Origin of the sequence: Blautia difficilis (genome assembly GCF_014297245.1) — a bacterium.
Classification (GTDB): domain Bacteria; phylum Bacillota; class Clostridia; order Lachnospirales; family Lachnospiraceae; genus Blautia_A; species Blautia_A difficilis.
The window spans coordinates 23,127-44,051 of the sequence record NZ_JACOQG010000027.1; the positions used below are offsets into that span (position 1 = coordinate 23,127).

Below are 20,925 nucleotides of genomic sequence, written 5' to 3' on the forward strand. Positions count from 1 at the left end.
TTATGATAATTGTATTATAAAAGGTGACCTAGCGTCACCTTCAAGCACTTTTTACAAAAAAATTAAATTTTGGTTATTTTTCACAAAAAAAGATACCAGCATCCTTGGTAATGAAGAAACCATCTCTGGTTTTTCTTGATACAAAAGAGCGAAAATCCTTATATCTGTCCAGGAGATATTGATTTTGATTTCCGTGGCAGGAAAGAATATAGGAGATCAGAGGTTCTGCATCAGGGACCAGAAGGGAGTCCTCATAGTTTTTCCAGGAAATGTGGGAAAAATAGGGAGATAAGATCTGCCTTCCGTTTTCTCTGCCAAAACGTTCATAAAGTTTGTCTGCAGACAGGACGATTCGGCTGTCAAAGTCCTGTACCAGCTGGCTGACTTCCTGCATGTGGCGGCTGCCATAAGTACTGCAGACGAATTTTCCGCCGGGAACAAGGACACGGTGGATTTCTCTGCATACTGCGGGAATATCTTCACAGTAGAAAAGTACATGATCAGCGATTACCAGATCGAAGCTGTTATTTTCGTAAGGGATTTCTGAACAGTCGAAAGCCTCAAAGGAGAAGCGGTTGTCTTTACGGCCCAGAGCACGTCTTGCGTCCCAAAGCATTCCGGAGGACAGATCAGAAAGGGTGACGGAAATATTGGCTGGTAAAAGGGAAAGGTTCTGTGTCCAAAGTGCTCCGTCACCACAGCCAAGCTCCAGGATTTTCATATGGGAACCAATCTGGCACTGTTCATAAATCCATGGAAACCAGCCTTGCTTATTTTGGGAATAGAGGCTGTGCAGATTAATACGGGAAGAAATATTGGAAGCATTCTGATATTGGTTTTTCATACTTTTTTCCATACCGGTCAGGTGAATCAGATCAAGCATCTGATTCCAGTCAATAACATGTCTGGAGCGGATTGCTTCTGTAGTGTCCTGGATTGCTTTTTCCACCAGCTGCATCTGTTCGATCCGGTCTCTGACCAGCTTCAGCTGAATATTCAGAGAATTTTCCATGAAATGATAATCTGTGTCATCGATGATCATTTCGCGGATATCGTCCAGTGAAAAGCCCAGATATTTCAGCAGCAGAATCTGTGAGAGTCTGGCAAAATCGCTGTCTGTGTAAAAACGGGCGCCTGATTCCGTTACAAAAGATGGTTTTAAAAGATCCTGTTTGTCATAATAACGTATGGTACGAAGCGTTACATGGGCCATACGTGCAAATTCACCGGAAGAGTAGTAACCCTTTTTTTTCATATTAAATCTTTTCCTTTCTGAGTTTTCCCTGATATCTACCAATTGCTCCGTTGCGAAGCAGCTCACACAATTCTCATTATAATATGAAATAATAATAAGGGCAATAATAAGACTGCAGTTGGAAAGCTCTTGTTATTTCAGAAAAAATGTGCTATGGTTAGTCAAAAGGACTTACAAAAGAGTACGAATTCTGATCTGGCAGTTCTGCCGTAAATTTTCCAAAATACAATATAATGATACAGGGTTTAAAAGTGAATGATCAATAAAGCAGGAGGAAATGCATGAATTTATTTGATTTTACCTACTGTGGGGACTATAACCGGCAGATTGTGAATCTTGCAGGGATTGTACCGGAGCGGTGGAGTTATTCCGGCACAGAAGATAATGGAATCCTGAAAGGATATCTGGAGCATACATTTAAACGACTTTATGAGGAGGGAAAGGTCTGGGAAAAGGAAAAATATGCAATCTTTAATACAGGACTCTTTAATCATTATTATCAGCCAATCTATGCTTTTTTTATTCCCAATCTGGTTCCGGACAGGCAGAGATGGTTTCTGGACGGCTTTTATACGGATTATCATTTAGTGAAGGAAGGGATTACTGATCTGCCGGAGCGGGCATGTTATGTGAATGATCCTTCAGAACTGGTATTTGATACCAAGCTTCCCATTATACCCCAATATGATCATATTTTCGGGGATACAGACAATGCAGAGCGGCTTCCCACAGAGGTGCGGGAGAGTAGTATGCGTCTGCAGCTGTTTGACGGTGCACTGAAGCAGACTAGGAGAATGCTGGAAGCAGATTATAAAACTGCCATTCCCCAGTATTATAATCATTCCATACAGCTTTTGCTTCCTATCTGCCTGCGTCATCCCGGTAAACCAGACCTGGCTCTGGCCTGTATGAAAACCTCTGATGGAGGCAGATATCTGGGGAGAACCTGCCTGACTCTCAGAATGGCCTATCATAATGCCAGGCTTCTGGCAAGACAGGACAGGAGCTGGCTGTTACCGTCTTGACAGAAAAAAAGGCCTTTGCTATACTGTCATGCTGTAAAGGAAGCGTAAGAATTATGAGAAACAAATGTTTAGATGGTATGAAGGCAATTGCAGCATGTATGGTTATTTTTATCCATATTGACCTGCCCGGACAAACCGGTGTATTTATAGAAGCTTTGTCAAGATTTGCAGTTCCGTTTTTCTTTATGATATCCGGTTATTTCTGTTATTATAATGGCAAAGATGCTTCTGACAGAATCCCGGGAAAAATATTTCATATTGTAAAACTGATGATTTTTTCAATGGCTTTTTATTTTATCTGGGAAATCAGTAAAAGACTGGTAACAGGGGAAAATCTTTACAGATGGATCAGGGAAGTTACAGACAGACAGAATATTATGAAGCTGCTTTTGTATAACAGTACTTCTCCGCTACGTGGACACTTGTGGTTTTTGCCGGCATTGATTTATTGTTATATGCTGGATTATTTGATAGAGAGATTTCATTTGCGTAAAATTGCATTTTTGTGTATCCCGGTATTGCTGGGTGGACTCTTATGGAGAGGGTATTTCAGCAGCTTTTTTGGATATTCCTATCGTATTATGGAATACAGAAACTGGCTTTTTACAGGTATGTCCTTTTATCTTCTGGGTCAGATGTTCCATGAATATCTATATTGGTTTCGCAGAAAGATTGGTTATATTACTCTGATTTTGATAATGACAGTGGGTATTGGGATGACAATATGGGAATCCTCACAGTTTGGGGCAAAAGAAATATATGTAGGCTCTATTTTGATCTGTATCAGTATTTTTCTTCTGACTGTTCTCTGGGGAACCCGGATCCGGATGCCGGAGGTTTTGACTGCTGTAGGGGCAAAACTGGCTTTTCCGGTTTACCTTTTTCATCTGGCAGTGGGAGACATGATGCGGGTGTTGGCAGTTGCCGGGAATTTTGAAGATAATCTGGCTTATCTGTGGATTCGTCCTTTTGCTGTATGCGTGTTTACAATAGGGATGATTGCACTGGTTTATCGGATCTGTTCATTCTGGGAAAAATATGATATAGTTGATATATTATCCAAGCAGTTTGGCCTGTGGCGTAAAGGCAGTCCATTATAATACAGGTATATTCAGACAAAAGGAGATCAAATGGCACAAAATAATCAGGAAAAAATATTGGAAGCAACCAAAGATAAACAGACAGGGCATGATGAAAGTGTGCTTAACCCGGTCTATAAAAATGAATCAGATCTGTCACGGAAGGAAAAACGCCTGCTTGAAAAAGAAAAATTAAAGGGAATGGGACCCGGAAAAAAACTTCAATATATCTGGATGTATTATAAGCCGGTAATGTTTGGGATTCTGGCAGCTATCGTGCTTGCATTTGTGTTAAAAGACTGGTATATAAATGCAAAAACAAAAACGGTATTGTCAATTGCAGCTGTTAATTCCCAGCTGAGTGATACAGATGATATAGAAAAACAGGTGGAAGAGCTTCTGGGTGTGACAGAGGATAAATATAGTAAAGTACAGATCAGTGTGAATATTACTACAGATGAAACAGGAGGCAATCTGGACTATTATGCCCAGACCGCATATATGACACAGGTTCAGGCGGGGACTTTGGATGTTATGCTGATGCCGGAGCAGTTATATGATTCATTGAATACAGATGGTATTTTCCTGAACCTGGAAGAATTGCTTGGTGATCATGTTTTCGGGGAATTCGGAACACAGTCTGATCAGACACATATTACCATCAAAGACAGCAGACTGGCAGAGGAATTTGGATTAAGCTATGATAGTATTACGATTGTGGTACCTGCTTCTGCACCTAACCAGAAAAATGCAGCAAAATGGATGGAAAGCCTTATAAGTGAGGAGTAATAGCTGTAACAGTAAAAAACTGACAGTTTCTAATTTAGAAACTGTCAGCTTTTTGCATTTAGATATTAGTTGATGGATTCATTATCGATTTCTGTATCAGTGTCTGAGCTTCCACCACTTAAAATATAGGTGATCACTTCATCCGGTACACCTGCGGCAGTGAGATTGTCCATAAGCTTTGTGAAATCCATGGATGATACATAGTCAGTCATATCATCATCGTTGGACACATCACACACATCTTTTAAAGAGGCGAGATCAGGAATATCCACTCCGTCACCTTTGCCGGAAACCAATGAAACAGAACCCAGTGTTGCACCTGCACTGACAATACCAAGCTTGACAGAACCGGATTCTGCAGTGCTTGCAATATCTGCATCCAGTGAAAAATTAGTCAGAGGAGAAACATCAGAGCTGTCATCAGACTCATCCGCTATAAAGGAAATGGAGTAGCTTCCATTGATGTTGCCTTTTTTAGCTTCCACTGTGTCATAATCCTTTACTTCAATATTTGCAGCAGGCTCATCGTTCATGCTGAACTGGTAGGAACCATTTAATATGTCATTTTCAATGGTGCCCTTTCCGGAAAGTGCATAAACTTCGTCTTCAGCATAGATTTCCAACAGATATCCATAAGAGGAATCGTTCATTGGCATCTGCCAGGTGAAAACAGGAGTATCCCCGGAAGCATCATGCATGGTAAGGGAACGGCCAATGATTTTTCCGTCTTCGTTGACCCAGGTTTTAGAAGAAAAATATTCATCCTGGGAAGCCTCATCTGAGGAATCTTCCTTAAGTGCGTCCAGACCGCTGTCAACTGCTTCCTGGAATTGTTCCTTCAGATCCTGGCTGTCAGGAAGTACAGCAGCCCATTTTTCAAGGATTGCTTCAATTTCCTTGTCTGATTTTGCAGTTTCCAGAACGGCGGTAAGAGTTCTGACTGCAGCCTCAGAGTCCAGAGTACCTTCATATACAGTACAGTCCTGACTGATATCTCCGGCAGTAAGGGTATCGGAAGTACCGTCAGTACTCTTCACATTATCAATAAGGATGGTACCGTATTTGTTAAGTAAGGATTCTACTACAGAAGCTTCAGGCATGACTTCTGTCATATTGTTGAGAAGCGTTACAGAGTCACTCAGGCTTTCTGTGGATGCCTCAAGAGTTTCGTCATCTTCTGCTTCCTTAAGATTTACTTTCATATATTTATCAGAAAGTTCCGGAACTTTCATGTACATATCTTCGGTATCCGGGTCAAAATAAAAATCCAGGGTGCAGACCTGACTGTCGTTTACGAGAAGTGCCATGGAACCGCCTTCTTTGTTATCTTTGAAAGAACTGTTGATGGTAACAGAGGCATTATTCAGCCAAGATACATCGAAGGGAGCGACAAATCCCAGAAGTGACCGTCCGGAATCTTCTATATTTACAGTAATATCGCCTTTGACCCCGGAGACAAGATCCTGGCTTTGCTCCAGAGAGGTGGCATAGGAAGCAGCAAATTCGCTGGCTATCTTTGCCAGGGCACTTTTTTCGATATCAGCATAACTGTCTGCGGCAAAACCAGCAGAAGGTATGGATGTTGCGCTTAAAACCATAGCAGTACAAAGAACTGCAGTTTTCTGTAACCATTTTTTTCTTTTCATAAAGAACCTCCTTTTAATTAAAGTGAATAAGAGATATCCATAGGGAGTATTAATTATTGGCAGAAAAAATTTATTTATAAAATCCGATAATTAATAGACACTCGTTAGGATTAAGTTTATTTTATCAGAAAATATTGCAAGAATCTACAGCTTTTTGCGGAAATATTGTAGGTATTGCATTTTGTATCTATTTCGATTAAACTGTAAATAGAATTACACATAAAATGAAGAAATGAGGAAACGTGTGGAAATGAAAACAACATTGGTTATTATGGCTGCAGGAATCGGTTCACGTTTTGGCGGTGGAATTAAGCAGCTGGCACCTGTTGGCAGACATGGTGAGATCATCATGGATTATTCCATTCATGATGCCATAGAAGCTGGATTTAATAAGATTGTGTTTATTATCCGCAAGGATATCAGGGAAGCATTTAAAGAAGCAATTGGTGACCGTATCCAGAAAATCTGTGATGATCTGGGTGTGGAGATTGCTTATGCATATCAGGAACTTGATCATCTCCCGGATGGAGTAGAAACTGTGCCAGAGAGAACGAAACCCTGGGGAACAGGACAGGCAGTTCTGGCCTGCAGAGAGGTACTTCATGAGCCATTTGCAGTTATAAATGCAGATGATTATTATGGAAAGGAAGCCTTTGTAAAGCTTCATGATTTTCTGGAAGGTTATACTCCGGATAAGGCAGAACAGCTGTGTATGGCAGGCTTTATCCTGAAGAATACGCTAAGTGAAAATGGTACTGTTACCCGTGGTATCTGTGAAACCAATAAGTCAGGATATCTGACAGCAGTACATGAAACTCACAATATTGTAAAAACTGCTGAGGGTGCAGCTGTAGAGCACCAGGGGGGACTGACACCGGTAGATCCGGAATCTTATGTTTCCATGAATATGTGGGGGCTGACACCGGAGTTTGTACAGCTTCTGGAAGATGGATTCAGGGAATTTTTCCAGAATACCTCCAAAGAGAATATTCTGAAGGCAGAGTATCTGCTTCCCATTTATATTGATGAGTTGCTTCAGGCAGGGAAAGTATCTGTAAAGGTGCTGGATTCCAGTGACAGATGGTTTGGTGTAACTTATAAAGAGGATAAGGATTATGTAATAGAATCCTTTGGTAAATTGATAGATGCAGGTGTATATCAGGAAGAACTTTTTTCAGATCTGAAATAATAAATGGCACTGGATGGCCGGGACAACAGGACATGAGAATGGTCTCATGATCTGTTGTCCCGGTTTTCTGTATCATAAAAAACTTTGAAGAAAATGCAGGATGAGTTTCGTTAAAAGATAAGAAGAGGTAAGAATTTTACTTTGTAACATATCTCTCAATGAGCCCCAGAATTCCATACAAAATCAGAGCAATGATACACAGAAGAGTGATGGACATCAGAACCCAGGTAAGCTTGAAAGTCTGGCTTGAATAGATGATCAGATAGCCAAGCCCCTGCCTGGCACCGATGAACTCACCGATGATTACTCCCACCAGGCAAAGACCGATATTCACCTTCATCACACTGAGGAGCAGAGGAAGGGAAGAGGGGAGTATGATCTTCTGGAATTTTTCTTTTTTTCCGCCACCCAGGGTTTCAATAAGTTTAAGCTTATCTGGATCAGTATTTTGAAATCCGGCATATAGATTTAAAACGGAACCAAAGATTGCAACAGATACTCCGGATACAATAATGGTTCGCTCATTGGCACCCAGCCATACAATAAGAAGGGGTGCCAGTGCAGATTTAGGAAGACTGTTCAGTATTACCAGATAAGGCTCGGTGACCTGGGCCAATCTGGGAAAACACCAGAGAAGCACTGCCAGTCCGGCACCCAGGATCACTACTATGAAAAAACTGATCAGGGTTTCTGTAACTGTAATTCCCAGATGAGAAAAAATGGACAGATCCCGGCACATTTCCATAAAGCTTTTCCAGATCAGAGAGGGACTGCTGAAAATAAAAGAGTCAATAAGACCATATCTGGCAGAACACTCCCAGATAAGGAGAAACAAAAGAAAAACAGCGGTTCTCCACAGCACGATCAGTTGTTTCTCCCGTTTTATGCGGCGAAGAAATAATTGCTGGTAATAGGATGGTTCAGGCATCATGATTTAATTCCTCCCAGATAAGATTAAAGTAAGTTTTAAAATCTGGTGCATTGCGGGAAGACAGGGGAGTGCGGTCTGGAACAGACAGATTTATGGAAAGCTCTTTCTGAACTGTGGCGGGTCGGGGAGAGAGGATCAGTATTCTGTCTGCCATACTGATCGCTTCTGAAATATCATGAGTGACAAGGATTGCTGTTTTTTTCTCTTTTTTCAGGATTTTACCGATATCATCACTGACCTTGAGACGGGTCTGATAATCCAACGCGGAAAAGGGTTCATCCAGCAGAAGAAGCATAGGAGACAGGGCAAGAGTGCGGATCAGTGCAGCACGCTGGCGCATTCCTCCTGAAAGCTGAGAAGGATATGCATTGCGGAATTTGTCCAGGCCATAGGTGAGTAACATCTGATTTACATAGGCCAGTTTTTCGGCAGTGAGTTCTTTGCGTATTTCCAGTCCCAGAATTACATTTTTGTAAATTTTCCGCCATTCCAGAAGGTGATCTTTCTGCAACATATATCCAATGCGGCAGTCTCCGGCAAACACTGGTTCTCCGTTCAGGAGAATCTGTCCCTGTTCAGGCTTCAGTAATCCGCATATCAGGTTTAGAAGAGTGGATTTTCCACAGCCGGAGGGACCTACAACTGCGAGAAATTCTCCTGGAAATAGTGAAAAGGATATATGTGAAAGGACTCTGGTTTCCCCGGAAATACTGTGGTATGAAAGACAGACATCTGATACTTCCAGCAGTGGTTTCATTTTTACCTCCATTAAAAATCTTTCTGACAAATATAAGTGAAAGAGATATTGGGTTGCATATATATTTTATGATATGCAGACCCATGAAGGTATGATATAATAAGACGATTAGTGTAACTATAGTGTAGTTCATTATTTGTGAATGCACTGGAAGTTACGGTAACAGAGCATAAAATATGCAGGAAAGTGTACAGAAATTATGACAGATAAAAAAAAGGCGGTTTTTAATTTTATCTTTCTGATCCTTGTGTTTTCTCTGACTGTATATATGGTGTTTAAGGGAGAGGATCTGGGAGAAATTATTTCTACAGTGCAACAGGCAAATGCGGTGTATCTGATTATCAGTGTGATCTGTGTGGTACTCTTTATTCTGGGAGAATCCGTGATCATTTTCTATATGATGAGGACATTGGGAGCAGGGGTTAAAATGGGGCATTGTGCCCTGTATTCCTTTGTGGGGTTCTTTTTTAGCTGCATTACTCCTTCTGCCACAGGGGGACAGCCCATGCAGATTTATTACATGAAGAAAGATAAACTTCCTATACCGGTGACCACGCTGGTATTGATGATCGTTACGATCACTTATAAAGCAGTTCTGGTGCTGATCGGTATTCTGTTATGGATATTCGGAAAAGGATTTCTGACAGGATATTTAGGACAGTATATGTGGGTATTTTATCTTGGTGTGGGACTGAATGTGTTCTGTGTTTCCTTTATGATGATTCTGGTGTTTGCACCTGGACTTGCCAAATGGCTCATGGTAAAGGGAATGAAACTGCTGGAACATTTCAGATTCCTGAAACCCAGAAAAAGCAGACTGGAGAAACTGGAAAATTCCATGGACCAGTATCATGCGACAGCAGCATTCTGGGCAGGACATAAGCTGGTGATTCTGAAAGTGTTTCTGATCACTTTTGTACAGCGTATTATTTTGTTTACAGTTACTTACTGGGTATATCGTTCCCTGGGATTTCATGAATATGGGATCGTGACTCTGACAATTTTACAGTCAGTGATTTCGGTATCTGTAGACATGCTTCCTTTGCCGGGAGGTATGGGAATCAGTGAATCACTGTATCTGGTTATCTTTGCACCGGTTTTTGGGGAGACATTACTTCCGGCCATGCTGCTGAGCAGAGGAATTTCCTATTATGCACAGATGCTCATCAGTGCAGTGATGACCTGTGTGGCACATCTGGTAATAGGACGAAAAGTACAGGAAGAAAATAGGGGGTAAAACATGTTTTTAGGATTTTATGATTATACGGTGGTTCTTACATATATCAGTCTGGGAATTTCCGTGTTTGGAATTACAATGGCTCTGGAGGGGAACTTCAAAATGGCCATTTTCTGTCTGGCATTGTCAGGACTTTGTGATATGTTTGATGGAAAAATAGCCAGAACTAAAAAGAACCGTACAGAGGATGAGAAGAATTTTGGGATTCAAATTGATTCACTCTGTGATGTAGTCTGTTTTGGAGTTTTTCCGGTAATGATCTGTTACTGCCTGGGTGTAAATACGCCTGCAGGAGTGGCTTCCCTGATATTTTACAGTATAGCATCTGTGATCCGTCTGGCATATTTTAATGTGACAGAAGCTAAGAGACAGACACAGACGGAAGAAAACCGGAAATACTATCAGGGACTGCCGATCACATCCATGGCGATCATTCTGCCCTTTCTGTATCTGATGAGAAGATATTATATGATTCATTTTCTGATTGTGATACATATTGCGGTAATTATAGTAGGCCTTCTTTTTATTTTAAATATTAAGGTAAAGAAACCACAGAATCCGGTGCGTATTCTTCTGGTAGTTGTGGTAGCACTGGCACTTGCAAAGATGTTCCGTTTTATATAGTAAACAGGAGAGATATACCAATGAAATATATTGACAGAGTGGGAAATGTAACTGTTGAGGAAAATGGTCAGGACAAATTATTGCGTCATCTGTATAATGACCGGGGTGGAAGACTTTGTCTCAGAGTGCTGGTCAGCCCCTGGGTATCTAAAATGGCAGGCAGGTTGTTAAATACGGGATTTTCGGCCAGGTTTGTGGGAGATTTTGTGGAAAAAAACAAAATTGATCTGAGTATCTGTGAAAAGCAGAAATTTTCTTCCTGGAATGATTTTTTTACCCGCAGATTACGCCTGGGAGAACGTCCTGTTGATGAAAGGGAAAAGGTGCTGGTCAGTCCCTGCGATGGTAAGCTTTCTGTTTACAGGATTGATAAAAATTCCCGTTTCTGGATTAAAGATACAGAATACACAGTGGAGCAGCTGCTTCGTAATAAAAGTCTGGCAGAAAGATATCTGGGCGGATATGCCCTGGTATTCAGACTGACAGTAGATGATTATCATCATTTCTGCTATCCTGCAGAAGGTAAAAAATCTGATAATGTAGTGGTACCGGGGATTTTTCATACTGTAAATCCTGTAGCAAATGAGGTATATCCTATTTACAGAGAAAATGCCAGAGAATATACTTTGCTGAAAACAGAGAAATTCGGGACTGTACTTATGATGGAAGTAGGTGCCATGATGGTGGGAAAAATCACCAATGTGGAGAAAAAATCTGTTTCAGTAAAAAAGGGACAGGAAAAAGGCTGGTTTGAATTCGGAGGTTCCACGATTATTCTTCTTCTGCAGCATGGAAAGGTAAGATTGGACTATGATCTGATTGAAAATACCGAAAATGGATATGAAACGGTTGTCAGAATGGGAGAGCGTATCGGTGAGACCAGAAAGCGCAAAACAGGAGAATAATTCATGAATATAAGAAATTATCAAAAGGAACTGGACAGGCTCATAGGACAGATACAGAAAGAGAATAAAGTCCCAAGCCTGTTCCTTCACAGTTGCTGTGCACCCTGCAGCAGCTATGTATTGGAATATTTGTCAAAATATTTTGATATTACAGTGTTTTATTACAATCCCAATATTTACCCTGAAGAAGAGTATAGGAAACGGGTACAGGAAATTACCCGCCTGGTAAATTCTATGGAATTTGAGCATCCGGTCAAACTGATAGAGGGGCGCTATGATCCACAGGAATTTTTCAGGATGGCAAAAGGACTGGAAGACATACCGGAAGGAGGAGAACGCTGCTTTAGGTGTTATCGTCAGCGTATGGAAGAAGCAGCAAAGCTGGCAAAGGAAGGTGGATATGATTATTTCACGACCACTCTGTCTATCAGTCCGCTAAAAAATGCAGCCAGGATCAATGAAATCGGAGAAGAGCTGGCAGAGATCTATCATGTAACACATCTTCCTTCCGATTTTAAGAAAAAAAATGGATATAAGCGTTCCATAGAGCTTTCTCATGAATATGATCTTTACCGGCAGAATTACTGCGGATGTGTATATTCCAGAAGAGAAGCTTCAAATAAATAATTAGTTACAAACTGAAAGAATCAAAATGAATTACTTTGCAATCTGAAAAAAATATGATACACTAATGCACAAAAGTACTAAAATTCAGAAAGAAACGAGGAATAAATACTATGGCACAGCTTTGGGGCGGACGTTTCACCAAAGAAACAGACAAACTGGTATATAATTTTAATGCATCAATTTCTTTTGACCAGAAATTCTATGAGCAGGATATCAGAGGAAGCAAAGCACATGTAGCAATGCTTGCAAAACAAGGAATCCTGACAGAAGAGGAAAAAATACAGATTGAAAATGGTCTGGATGGAATTCTTGCAGATGTAAAATCTGGAAAACTTGAGATTACATCTGAATATGAAGATATTCACAGTTTTGTAGAGGCAAATCTTATTGACAGAATCGGAGATGCCGGTAAGAAGCTTCATACAGGAAGAAGCCGTAATGACCAGGTGGCACTGGATATGAAACTGTATGTGAGGGATGAGATTGATGAGACAGATGAGTTGGTAAAGAAGCTTCTTGAAGCACTGCAGAAGATCATGGAGGAGAATATCCATACATATATGCCGGGCTTTACTCATTTGCAGAAGGCGCAGCCTGTTACTCTGGCACATCATGTAGGAGCATATTTTGAGATGTTTGTCCGTGACAGAAGCAGACTTTCCGATATCCGCAAGAGAATGAATACCTGTCCCTTAGGAGCAGGAGCACTGGCAGGAACCACATATCCGCTGGACAGAGAATATACCGCACAGCTTCTGGGCTTTGACGGACCTACCAGAAACAGTATGGATTCTGTTTCAGACAGAGACTATGTGATTGAGCTTTTGTCAGCCTTTTCTACCATAATGATGCATATGAGCCGTTTCTGCGAGGAAATCATTATGTGGAATTCCAATGAGTATCGTTTTGTGGAAATTGATGATGCCTACAGTACAGGCAGTAGCATTATGCCTCAGAAAAAGAATCCGGATATTGCAGAATTGGTAAGAGGAAAAACAGGGCGTGTATATGGAGCTCTGACTTCTATCCTTACCACTATGAAAGGAATTCCGCTTGCGTATAATAAAGACATGCAGGAAGATAAAGAACTTACTTTTGATGCCATTGACACAGTGAAAGGCTGTCTGGCATTGTTTACAGGAATGATCTCAACTATGCAGTTTAACAAAAAAAATATGGAAGAAAGTGCAAAGAACGGATTTACCAATGCTACAGATGCAGCAGATTATCTGGTAAATCACGGTGTACCTTTTAGGGATGCCCATGGTATTGTAGGACGTCTGGTCCTTACCTGCATTGACAAAGGGATTTCACTGGATGAACTTCCACTGGAAGAATACAAGGCTATCAGTCCTGTATTTGAACAGGATATCTATGAAGCTATCAGTATGAAAACCTGTGTAGAGAAACGTATGACTATTGGTGCCCCGGGATCTGAAGTTATGAAAAAGGTAATTGCAGAGAACCGGAAATATCTGGAACAGAATTAATTTGAAAAAACATAAAAAAGGGTTGCATTTTACTTTAATTTGTTATAGTATGTACAAGAGCGACAGATGTGCGTGAAATAGAGACATCTGAAAAAGAAGGTCTGACGCAGGAAAATAGAGTCAGATGACACGCAAAGAGGAGATTATATTATGAGTGAAAAACTGAGAGTTGGTATCTTAGGTGCCACAGGTATGGTAGGACAGAGATTTATCTCACTTCTTGAGAATCATCCATGGTTTGAGGTAGTAACCGTAGCTGCAAGCCCGAGAAGCGCCGGAAAAACATATGAGGAAGCTGTAGGCGGAAGATGGAAAATGGACACACCGATGCCGGAAGCTGTGAAAAAGCTTGTAGTTATGAATGTAAATGAAGTGGAGAAAGTTGCTGCTACTGTTGATTTTGTATTCTCTGCTGTAGATATGTCAAAAGAAGAGATTAAGAAAATCGAAGAAGAATATGCGAAGACAGAGACACCGGTTGTTTCCAACAACAGTGCTCACAGATGGACACCGGATGTACCGATGGTAGTGCCGGAAATCAATCCGGAACACTTCGATGTAATCGAATCTCAGAAGAAACGTCTTGGAACAACACGTGGATTTATCGCGGTTAAACCAAACTGTTCTATCCAGAGCTATGCTCCTGTATTAACTGCATGGAAAGAGTTCGAGCCATATGAAGTAGTTGCTACTACATATCAGGCAATCTCCGGAGCAGGTAAGACATTTAAGGACTGGCCGGAAATGGTTGGAAACATTATCCCATACATTGGCGGCGAGGAAGAGAAGAGCGAGAAAGAGCCATTAAGAATCTGGGGTAAAGTAGAAGACGGCGTGATCAAACCTGCTACAGAGCCGGTGATCACATGCCAGTGTATCCGTGTACCTGTACTGAACGGACATACAGCAGCTGTATTTGTTAAATTCCGCAAGAATCCTACAAAAGAGCAGCTGATCAAAGCATTAGTAGAGTTTAAAGGACTTCCGCAGGAATTAGAGCTTCCAAGTGCTCCGAAGCAGTTCATCCAGTACCTGGAAGAGGACAACCGTCCACAGGTTACAGAAGATGTAAACTTTGAGCATGGTATGGGAGTATCTGTAGGACGTCTCCGTGAGGATACTGTGTATGACTGGAAATTTGTAGGACTTTCCCACAATACAGTCAGAGGTGCTGCAGGCGGAGCTGTTCTCTGTGCAGAGACTCTGAAGGCAAAGGGATATATTCAGGCAAAATAATAAGAAAAATAAAGGGGATGTCATTGTATGACATCCCTTTTCTGACCATATGATACAATGGTGGAAGATAGGAATAAGAGCAGATATGAGAGAAAAAAATTTAACAGTGATCATTACCTTTGTGTCCACTACTCAGGCCATGGCTATGGAGAGCAGAGGAAAGAAAACAGGATTTGAAGGCAGGATTATCCCTGTACCCAGAGAAATCTCAGCTTCCTGTGGACTGGCGTGGAAGTGCAGCAGACAAAATCAGGATACTGTAGAAAAATACCTCAGGGAGGAAGACCTGGAATATGAAGGAATATACCAGATCCTGATGTGACATACAGCTTTGACGCGCAGAGTGGTTTATGTTAAAATATAGCTGTCAGTGAGCCTGACATTGGAAAAATATACTGGTTTTGAGAAAGGGAGAAGCTATCTTGATGAAAAATAATAAAGTATATCTTACCCAACTTGCCAGTGCGGCAGGCTGTGGCGCAAAAATCGGCCCTAAGGTTCTGGCACAGGTGGTGGAAAAACTGCCAAAGTTTACAGACCCCATGCTTCTGGTAGGGCCGGAGACTTCAGATGATGCTGCAGTATATAAAATATCAGATGAGCTTGCAATGATCCAGACAGTGGATTTTTTTCCACCAGTGGTAAATGATCCCTATATGTATGGTCAGATTGCAGCGGCTAATGCACTGAGTGATGTTTACGCTATGGGGGGGATTCCCAAGCTGGCCCTGAATGTGGTGGCTTTTCCAAACTGCCTGGGACCGGAAGTGCTGGAACAGATCCTCAGAGGCGGAGCTGATAAGGTAATGGAAGCCGGTGCAGTTCTTGCAGGAGGACATACCATCAATGATAAAGAACCGAAATACGGACTTTGTGTAACAGGTTATGTGCATCCGGATAAAATGTGGAAAAATTATGGCGCAGAAGCAGGAGACATCCTTATTCTCACCAAGCCTCTGGGAAGTGGTATCTTAAATACGGCGATCAAAGCAGAAATGGCATCAGCAGAGGAAACAGAGAGAGTGCAGAGGGTGATGGCAAAGCTGAATAAATATGCAGCGGAGATTGCTGGAAAATATACGATTCACAGCTGCACAGATGTGACTGGATTCAGTCTGGCAGGACATAGCCTGGAGATGGCAAAGGGCAGTGGAAAGACTTTGGTGATTCATTCCGGGAAACTTCCTGTTATGGATGGTGTGGCTGAATATGCCCAGATGGGACTGGTTCCTGAGGGTGCATATAGAAACCGGGAGTTTGCAGGAGAGGCAATCCGAAGTGAGATCAGGGAGCTTTGGAAGGAGGATGTGGTTTTTGATCCTCAGACCTCAGGGGGACTACTTCTCGCAGTGCCGTCAGATGAGGCGGATCAGCTTGCTGCTGAACTGGGAAAAATGGATATTTCCGGAGGAATTATCGGTACTGTTACAGAATTGCAGGATAAATATGTAATATTTGATTAGACTGCCTGATGTTATTGATATAAAAAATCAATATCTGAATATTTTATTTAAATTTAATAATAACCAAAAAATGACAATATATTTAGTGAACTATTACAACAAATAAAGATTGTGATAAAGTTGTCAAAGTGCTATAATGTTTTTATTAAAAACATTGCGGAGGTGTTATTATGAATTTTGAGGATGTGCAGAAAGTATCAAACGCGGCGAAAGCCAAGAGTAACCTGGTAAACACCAACTTCTTCAAGTACTTTGTACGCGCGGTTATGGCGGGATTCTTTATTGATATGGCCATGATCTACAGTAATGTAGTTGGAAATGTTTTTTCCAAGACCACGCCGGAATGGGGAAAATTTCTGGGAGCTTTGGTATTCTCGATTGCAGTACTTCTGATCAGCTTCGTAGGCGGTGAACTTTTTACCGGTAATAATATGGTAATGGCATTCGGAGCCTTTGATAAACAGGTAAGCTGGAAAGAAGCTGGCAAGGTATGGGGCGTAAGCTACCTCGGAAACTTTGTTGGATGTGCAATTTTAGCATTGCTGTTTGTATGGGCAGGGGCATCAGGAACTGCAGATTATTTTGCAGGGTTCATTGGAAATAAACTGAGTATCCCTCTTGGACAGATGTTTTTCAGAGCGGTACTCTGTAACTTCTTCGTCTGTCTCGGTGTACTCTGTGGTATGAAATTAAAGAGTGATGCAGGAAGATTTCTGATGATTACCATGTGTATCTCAGGATTCGTTGTAAGTGGATTTGAGCACTGCATCGCAAATATGGGAATCTTTGTTACCGCATACTGTCTGGTACCTGGATTATCCATCGGAGCCATGATTAAGAGCATGGTAGTTGTAACATTAGGAAATATGGTGGGTGGTGCCTTATTACTGGCATGGCCGCTTAGAAAGATGAGTGCAGATAAATAATATGTCAAAAGCTTTATACATAGCCGAAAAGCCCAGTGTGGCACAGGAATTCGCAAAAGCTTTGAAAATCAACGGACAAAGACGGGATGGCTACCTGGAATCTCAGGACAGTGTGGTGACCTGGTGTGTGGGACACCTGGTTACCATGAGCTACCCGGAAAAATATGATATCAAATATAAAAGGTGGAGTTTAGATACCCTGCCTTTTTTGCCGCGCGAATTTAAATATGAAGTGATCCCCGGAGTGCAGAAGCAGTTTGAGATCGTAAAAGGACTGCTTAACCGTGAGGATGTGGACACTATTTACGTGTGCACTGACTCCGGACGGGAGGGAGAATACATCTACCGTCTGGTGGCACAGATGGCAGGTGTTCATGGAAAAAAAGAAAAGAGAGTCTGGATTGATTCTCAGACAGAAGAAGAGATTATGAGAGGAATCAGAGAGGCAAAGGATCTGTCAGTTTATGACAATCTTTCTGCTTCAGCCTATCTTCGGGCGAAAGAAGACTATCTCATGGGAATTAATTTTTCCCGTGTACTGACACTGCGTTATGGAAACAGCGTGTCAAATTATTTAAATACGAAATATCAGGCCATTTCCGTAGGACGGGTTATGACCTGTGTACTTGGAATGGTAGTGCGAAGAGAGCGTGAGATCCGTGCATTTGTAAAAACTCCGTTTTACCGCGTACTCAGCAGCATTGCCCTTGAGGGAGAAAACTTTGAGGGGGAATGGAGAGCTGTGGAAGGCAGCAGATATTTCCAGACTCCTTATCTGTATAAAGAGAACGGATTTAAAGAGAAAGTCTATGCTGAAAAACTGATACAGGAGCTGTCGGTAAGTCAGCCTCTACAGTGTACAGTAGAGAAAATTGAGCGAAAAAAAGAGAACAAGAATCCGCCGCTTTTATTTAACCTGGCGGAGCTTCAGAATGTGTGCTCCAAGCTGTTCAAGATCAGTCCGGATGAGACATTAAAAATCGTACAGGAACTGTATGAGAAGAAGCTGGTCACTTATCCCAGAACGGATGCCCGTGTATTGTCGACTGCGGCTGCAAAGGAGATTTATAAGAATATTTCCGGGCTGCGAAATTATGAACATACAGCGGAAATCGCACAGCACATTATTGAACAGGGAAATTACAAAAATCTGGCAAAGACCAGATATGTTAATGATAAGCAGATTACAGATCATTATGCAATTGTACCCACAGGGCAGGGATTAAATGCATTAAGAGGTGTTTCTCTTACTGCGCAGCGTGTATATGAGACCATTGTCAGAAGGTTTGTATGTATTTTTTATCCTCCTGCTGTATATCAGAAGGTCAGCCTTGTAACAAAGATTCAGAATGAGAGCTTCTTTTCCTCGTTTAAAGTACTGTTGGATGAAGGATATTTAAAAGTTGCCACAAATTCTTTTGCGAAGCGGAAAGTAGCAGATGCCATGAGTGGCGGAAACAGAACCGGTGTGGCGGGGAATAACGGAAATGAAGATTCTGATCCAGATAATGGAAAGAATGGTTCAGATAATTCTTCAGAAGATATGGCATGTGATACCCGCCTTCTTACCGCATTGCAGAATCTGAAAAAAGGTGATATACTTTCCGTGGACAGCCTGAGTATTAAGGAGGGTGAGACATCACCACCAAAGCGTTATAATTCCGGTTCCATGATTCTTGCAATGGAGAATGCCGGACAGCTTATTGAGGATGAGGAATTACGTGCTCAGATCAAGAGCTGCGGAATTGGTACCAGTGCCACCAGAGCAGAGATTCTTAAGAAGCTGTGCAATATCAAATATCTGGCACTGAACAAGAAAACCCAGGTCATCACTCCGACACTTCTTGGAGAGATGATCTTTGATGTGGTAAACTGCTCTATCCGGCAGCTTCTGAATCCGGAACTGACTGCCAGCTGGGAAAAAGGACTTAATTATGTGGCAGAGGGAAGCATTACAGAACAGGAATACATGGACAAGCTGGAACATTTTGTGCGTATTCAGACCCAGCAGGTGGAAAAGAATAATTATCAGGCTTATCTGCGGCGCTTCTTTGATGCTGCAGCAGTGAACTATAAAGAACCGGCAGGAAAGAAAAGAGGAAAATAAAAATGTTAAAAGATTATACAATTGCAAATCTTCTGGATCTTAACGAAACAATCGCAAAGGATTTATTTGAAGGAAAAAACTATCCATGGGAAGTATTACCGGAGATCGGAGATTTCATTCTGAAACTGGGACAGACCTTAAGTGAGGAAGAATACGACCACCCGTCAGAAGATGTATGGATCGCAAAAAGTGCCAAAGTAGCACCTACGGCCTGCATCAACGGTCCGGTTATTATTGGTAAAGAAGCAGAAGTACGCCACTGTGCATTTATCCGTGGAAAAGCGATCATAGGTGAGGGTGCGGTAGTAGGTAATTCTACAGAATTAAAGAATGCTGTACTTTTCAACAAGGTACAGGTTCCGCACTACAATTATGTAGGTGATGCAGTTCTTGGTTACAAATCCCATATGGGCGCAGGTTCCATCTGCTCCAATGTAAAATCTGACAAGAAACTGGTAATTGTAAAAGATGGTGAGGAGAAGATTGAAACAGGTCTGAAGAAATTTGGCGCCATGCTTGGAGATAACGTAGAAGTAGGCTGCGGCTCCGTATTAAATCCCGGAACTGTGATCGGACGCTGCTGCAATATTTATCCGCTTTCTTCAGTAAGAGGCTGCGTACCTGCAAATCATATTTACAAGTCAAAAACAGAAGTTGTGGAAAAGAGATAATTAAAAAATAGAAGAGGCAGGCTGTAGGAATGATATTATTTCAGTCATACAGCCTGCTCTTTTATATTTTTTTGTCTGTCAGATATAGAAGACATCTGTTGTAATTGATATTACATATGAAATAAAACTTTCCTCAGGATTACCAGAATGGCAATATGCACCGGATAAAACCAGTAAAAGAAATACTTTAAAAACTTTCCTCTGATAAATCCACGTTCGCCATTATACATATTAATGGAAAGAAAAGCAAAGCATGCCTTCCATTCGTAGTAAAGCCAGCAGCTTCCGATGATGGCCTGAGCTGTTTTGTCGTTGCGGAACCAGTACATGATCAGCAGGAATACAAATCCCCGCCATCCGTAATCTGCCTTTAGGAATACGGAGACAGCCAGCAGTGCCAGTACGCAGACAAGCTGCATTTTCTGATTATCCCAGAAGTATTCCAACGCACAGAATGCCAGGTATCCCAGAAACAGGGTAAAAAATACATTCTGCTTCTCATATCTCCAGGTATTGGTAAACATGAAGTTCCATGGAATCTCAGAGATACATGCAAATAAAAACAGATTCAGGCCATATTTCTTACGATTATGTGTATGCAAAAATCCTTCCACTAACAGAAAACAGAAAATTGGAAAAGCGGCTCTTCCGATATCCCGGAAAATTCGATACCAGCTGTAATCTACACCACCGAAACTGAAAAGAGTTGCAGTTGTGGCGGGGTAATTGTACAGAATCATCACACCGGTGTGGTCAATGAGCATCAGGGTGATGGCGATTAATTTTAAAGCACTTCCATTCAGAACCCGAAATCGTTCAGGGAGAAAGGAAGCAGGTAACCTTGTCGTCATAATAGAAATCCCTTCATTAATAGAAATTAGAACTATTTTACCACAAAAAAATCAAAGATGGTTAAAAATTTTACAATTTATGACTGGACGAATCAGCACTTTTGTGAGAAAATAACA

General features: G+C 41.5%; 20 protein-coding genes. 15 read left to right on the forward strand and 5 right to left on the reverse strand.

The genetic code is table 11. From position 1 onward, the window contains the following. Positions 1–73: 73 nt before the first annotated feature. The gene (locus tag H8Z82_RS13730) at positions 74–1,255 is read right to left on the reverse strand and encodes a MerR family transcriptional regulator (RefSeq protein WP_186995416.1); all 1,182 of its coding nucleotides are present in this window, start codon (positions 1,253–1,255) and stop codon (positions 74–76) included. 281 nt (positions 1,256–1,536) lie between these two features. Between H8Z82_RS13730 and H8Z82_RS13735 the strand changes: the two genes are divergently transcribed. Genes H8Z82_RS13735 through H8Z82_RS13745 form a run of 3 tightly spaced genes read left to right on the forward strand, consistent with a single transcriptional unit; the run spans position 1,537 to position 4,148 of the window. Beyond that, positions 1,537–2,280: a DUF3825 domain-containing protein gene (locus tag H8Z82_RS13735; RefSeq protein WP_019161145.1), complete on the forward strand. Its 744-nt coding sequence runs from the start codon at positions 1,537–1,539 to the stop codon at positions 2,278–2,280. Positions 2,281–2,333: 53 nt separating this feature from the next. Beyond that, a complete protein-coding gene (locus tag H8Z82_RS13740) occupies positions 2,334–3,380 on the forward strand; it encodes an acyltransferase (protein ID WP_147641555.1) in 1,047 nt (348 codons plus the stop codon). A 30-nt stretch (positions 3,381–3,410) separates the two neighbouring features. Further along, complete coding sequence (locus H8Z82_RS13745; protein WP_019161147.1) at positions 3,411–4,148, forward strand: hypothetical protein; 738 nt, start codon at positions 3,411–3,413, stop codon at positions 4,146–4,148. Between the two features lie 65 nt (positions 4,149–4,213). On the opposite strand, the gene H8Z82_RS13750 is transcribed toward H8Z82_RS13745, so the two are convergent. Beyond that, positions 4,214–5,794, reverse strand: a complete 1,581-nt coding sequence (locus tag H8Z82_RS13750) for a hypothetical protein (RefSeq protein ID WP_186995417.1) — start codon at positions 5,792–5,794, stop codon at positions 4,214–4,216. Positions 5,795–6,044: 250 nt separating this feature from the next. Here H8Z82_RS13750 and H8Z82_RS13755 point away from each other — a divergent pair, with 250 nt between their 5' ends. Then, on the forward strand, positions 6,045–6,983 hold the full coding sequence (locus tag H8Z82_RS13755; RefSeq protein ID WP_186995428.1) for a nucleotidyltransferase family protein: 939 nt from the start codon (positions 6,045–6,047) through the stop codon (positions 6,981–6,983). A 136-nt stretch (positions 6,984–7,119) separates the two neighbouring features. Here H8Z82_RS13755 and H8Z82_RS13760 read toward each other — a convergent pair whose 3' ends face one another. Further along, positions 7,120–7,911 carry an ABC transporter permease gene (locus H8Z82_RS13760; RefSeq protein WP_334298261.1) on the reverse strand — a complete coding sequence of 264 codons (792 nt, stop codon included), beginning with the start codon at positions 7,909–7,911 and terminating at the stop codon, positions 7,120–7,122. Beyond that, the gene (locus tag H8Z82_RS13765; RefSeq protein WP_019161151.1) at positions 7,904–8,671 is read right to left on the reverse strand and encodes an ABC transporter ATP-binding protein; all 768 of its coding nucleotides are present in this window, start codon (positions 8,669–8,671) and stop codon (positions 7,904–7,906) included. Before H8Z82_RS13765 ends, H8Z82_RS13760 begins: the two co-directional genes overlap by 8 nt. A gap of 199 nt (positions 8,672–8,870) precedes the next feature. Between H8Z82_RS13765 and H8Z82_RS13770 the strand changes: the two genes are divergently transcribed. The 11 genes from H8Z82_RS13770 to H8Z82_RS13820 all read left to right on the forward strand — a co-directional run bounded on the left by H8Z82_RS13770 (position 8,871) and on the right by H8Z82_RS13820 (position 19,957). Beyond that, on the forward strand, positions 8,871–9,908 hold the full coding sequence (locus H8Z82_RS13770; protein WP_019161152.1) for a lysylphosphatidylglycerol synthase transmembrane domain-containing protein: 1,038 nt from the start codon (positions 8,871–8,873) through the stop codon (positions 9,906–9,908). Between the two features lie 3 nt (positions 9,909–9,911). Beyond that, entirely contained in the window at positions 9,912–10,532 is a 621-nt protein-coding gene (locus tag H8Z82_RS13775; RefSeq protein WP_186995419.1) for a CDP-alcohol phosphatidyltransferase family protein, read from the forward strand. A 20-nt stretch (positions 10,533–10,552) separates the two neighbouring features. Next, positions 10,553–11,437 (forward strand): archaetidylserine decarboxylase, encoded by an 885-nt coding sequence (gene asd, locus H8Z82_RS13780; protein WP_186995420.1) that lies wholly within the window; start codon positions 10,553–10,555, stop codon positions 11,435–11,437. Positions 11,438–11,440: 3 nt separating this feature from the next. After that, complete coding sequence (locus H8Z82_RS13785; protein WP_186995421.1) at positions 11,441–12,064, forward strand: epoxyqueuosine reductase QueH; 624 nt, start codon at positions 11,441–11,443, stop codon at positions 12,062–12,064. A 110-nt stretch (positions 12,065–12,174) separates the two neighbouring features. Next, complete coding sequence (argH, locus tag H8Z82_RS13790; protein ID WP_019161156.1) at positions 12,175–13,554, forward strand: argininosuccinate lyase; 1,380 nt, start codon at positions 12,175–12,177, stop codon at positions 13,552–13,554. 150 nt (positions 13,555–13,704) lie between these two features. After that, on the forward strand, positions 13,705–14,790 hold the full coding sequence (gene asd, locus H8Z82_RS13795) for an aspartate-semialdehyde dehydrogenase (RefSeq protein WP_173743430.1): 1,086 nt from the start codon (positions 13,705–13,707) through the stop codon (positions 14,788–14,790). 85 nt (positions 14,791–14,875) lie between these two features. Continuing rightward, the gene (locus tag H8Z82_RS13800; protein ID WP_186995422.1) at positions 14,876–15,112 is read left to right on the forward strand and encodes a DUF3343 domain-containing protein; all 237 of its coding nucleotides are present in this window, start codon (positions 14,876–14,878) and stop codon (positions 15,110–15,112) included. A gap of 103 nt (positions 15,113–15,215) precedes the next feature. After that, positions 15,216–16,253, forward strand: coding sequence for a selenide, water dikinase SelD (selD, locus tag H8Z82_RS13805; RefSeq protein WP_186995423.1), 1,038 nt, complete (start codon positions 15,216–15,218; stop codon positions 16,251–16,253). Positions 16,254–16,423: 170 nt separating this feature from the next. Then, positions 16,424–17,179 carry a formate/nitrite transporter family protein gene (locus H8Z82_RS13810; protein ID WP_019161160.1) on the forward strand — a complete coding sequence of 252 codons (756 nt, stop codon included), beginning with the start codon at positions 16,424–16,426 and terminating at the stop codon, positions 17,177–17,179. Position 17,180: 1 nt separating this feature from the next. Further along, entirely contained in the window at positions 17,181–19,286 is a 2,106-nt protein-coding gene (locus H8Z82_RS13815; RefSeq protein WP_186995424.1) for a DNA topoisomerase, read from the forward strand. Between the two features lie 2 nt (positions 19,287–19,288). Next, positions 19,289–19,957: an LbetaH domain-containing protein gene (locus tag H8Z82_RS13820; RefSeq protein ID WP_173743425.1), complete on the forward strand. Its 669-nt coding sequence runs from the start codon at positions 19,289–19,291 to the stop codon at positions 19,955–19,957. A gap of 110 nt (positions 19,958–20,067) precedes the next feature. On the opposite strand, the gene H8Z82_RS13825 is transcribed toward H8Z82_RS13820, so the two are convergent. Further along, complete coding sequence (locus H8Z82_RS13825; RefSeq protein ID WP_186995425.1) at positions 20,068–20,808, reverse strand: TraX family protein; 741 nt, start codon at positions 20,806–20,808, stop codon at positions 20,068–20,070. Between the last annotated feature and the right edge of the window lie 117 nt (positions 20,809–20,925).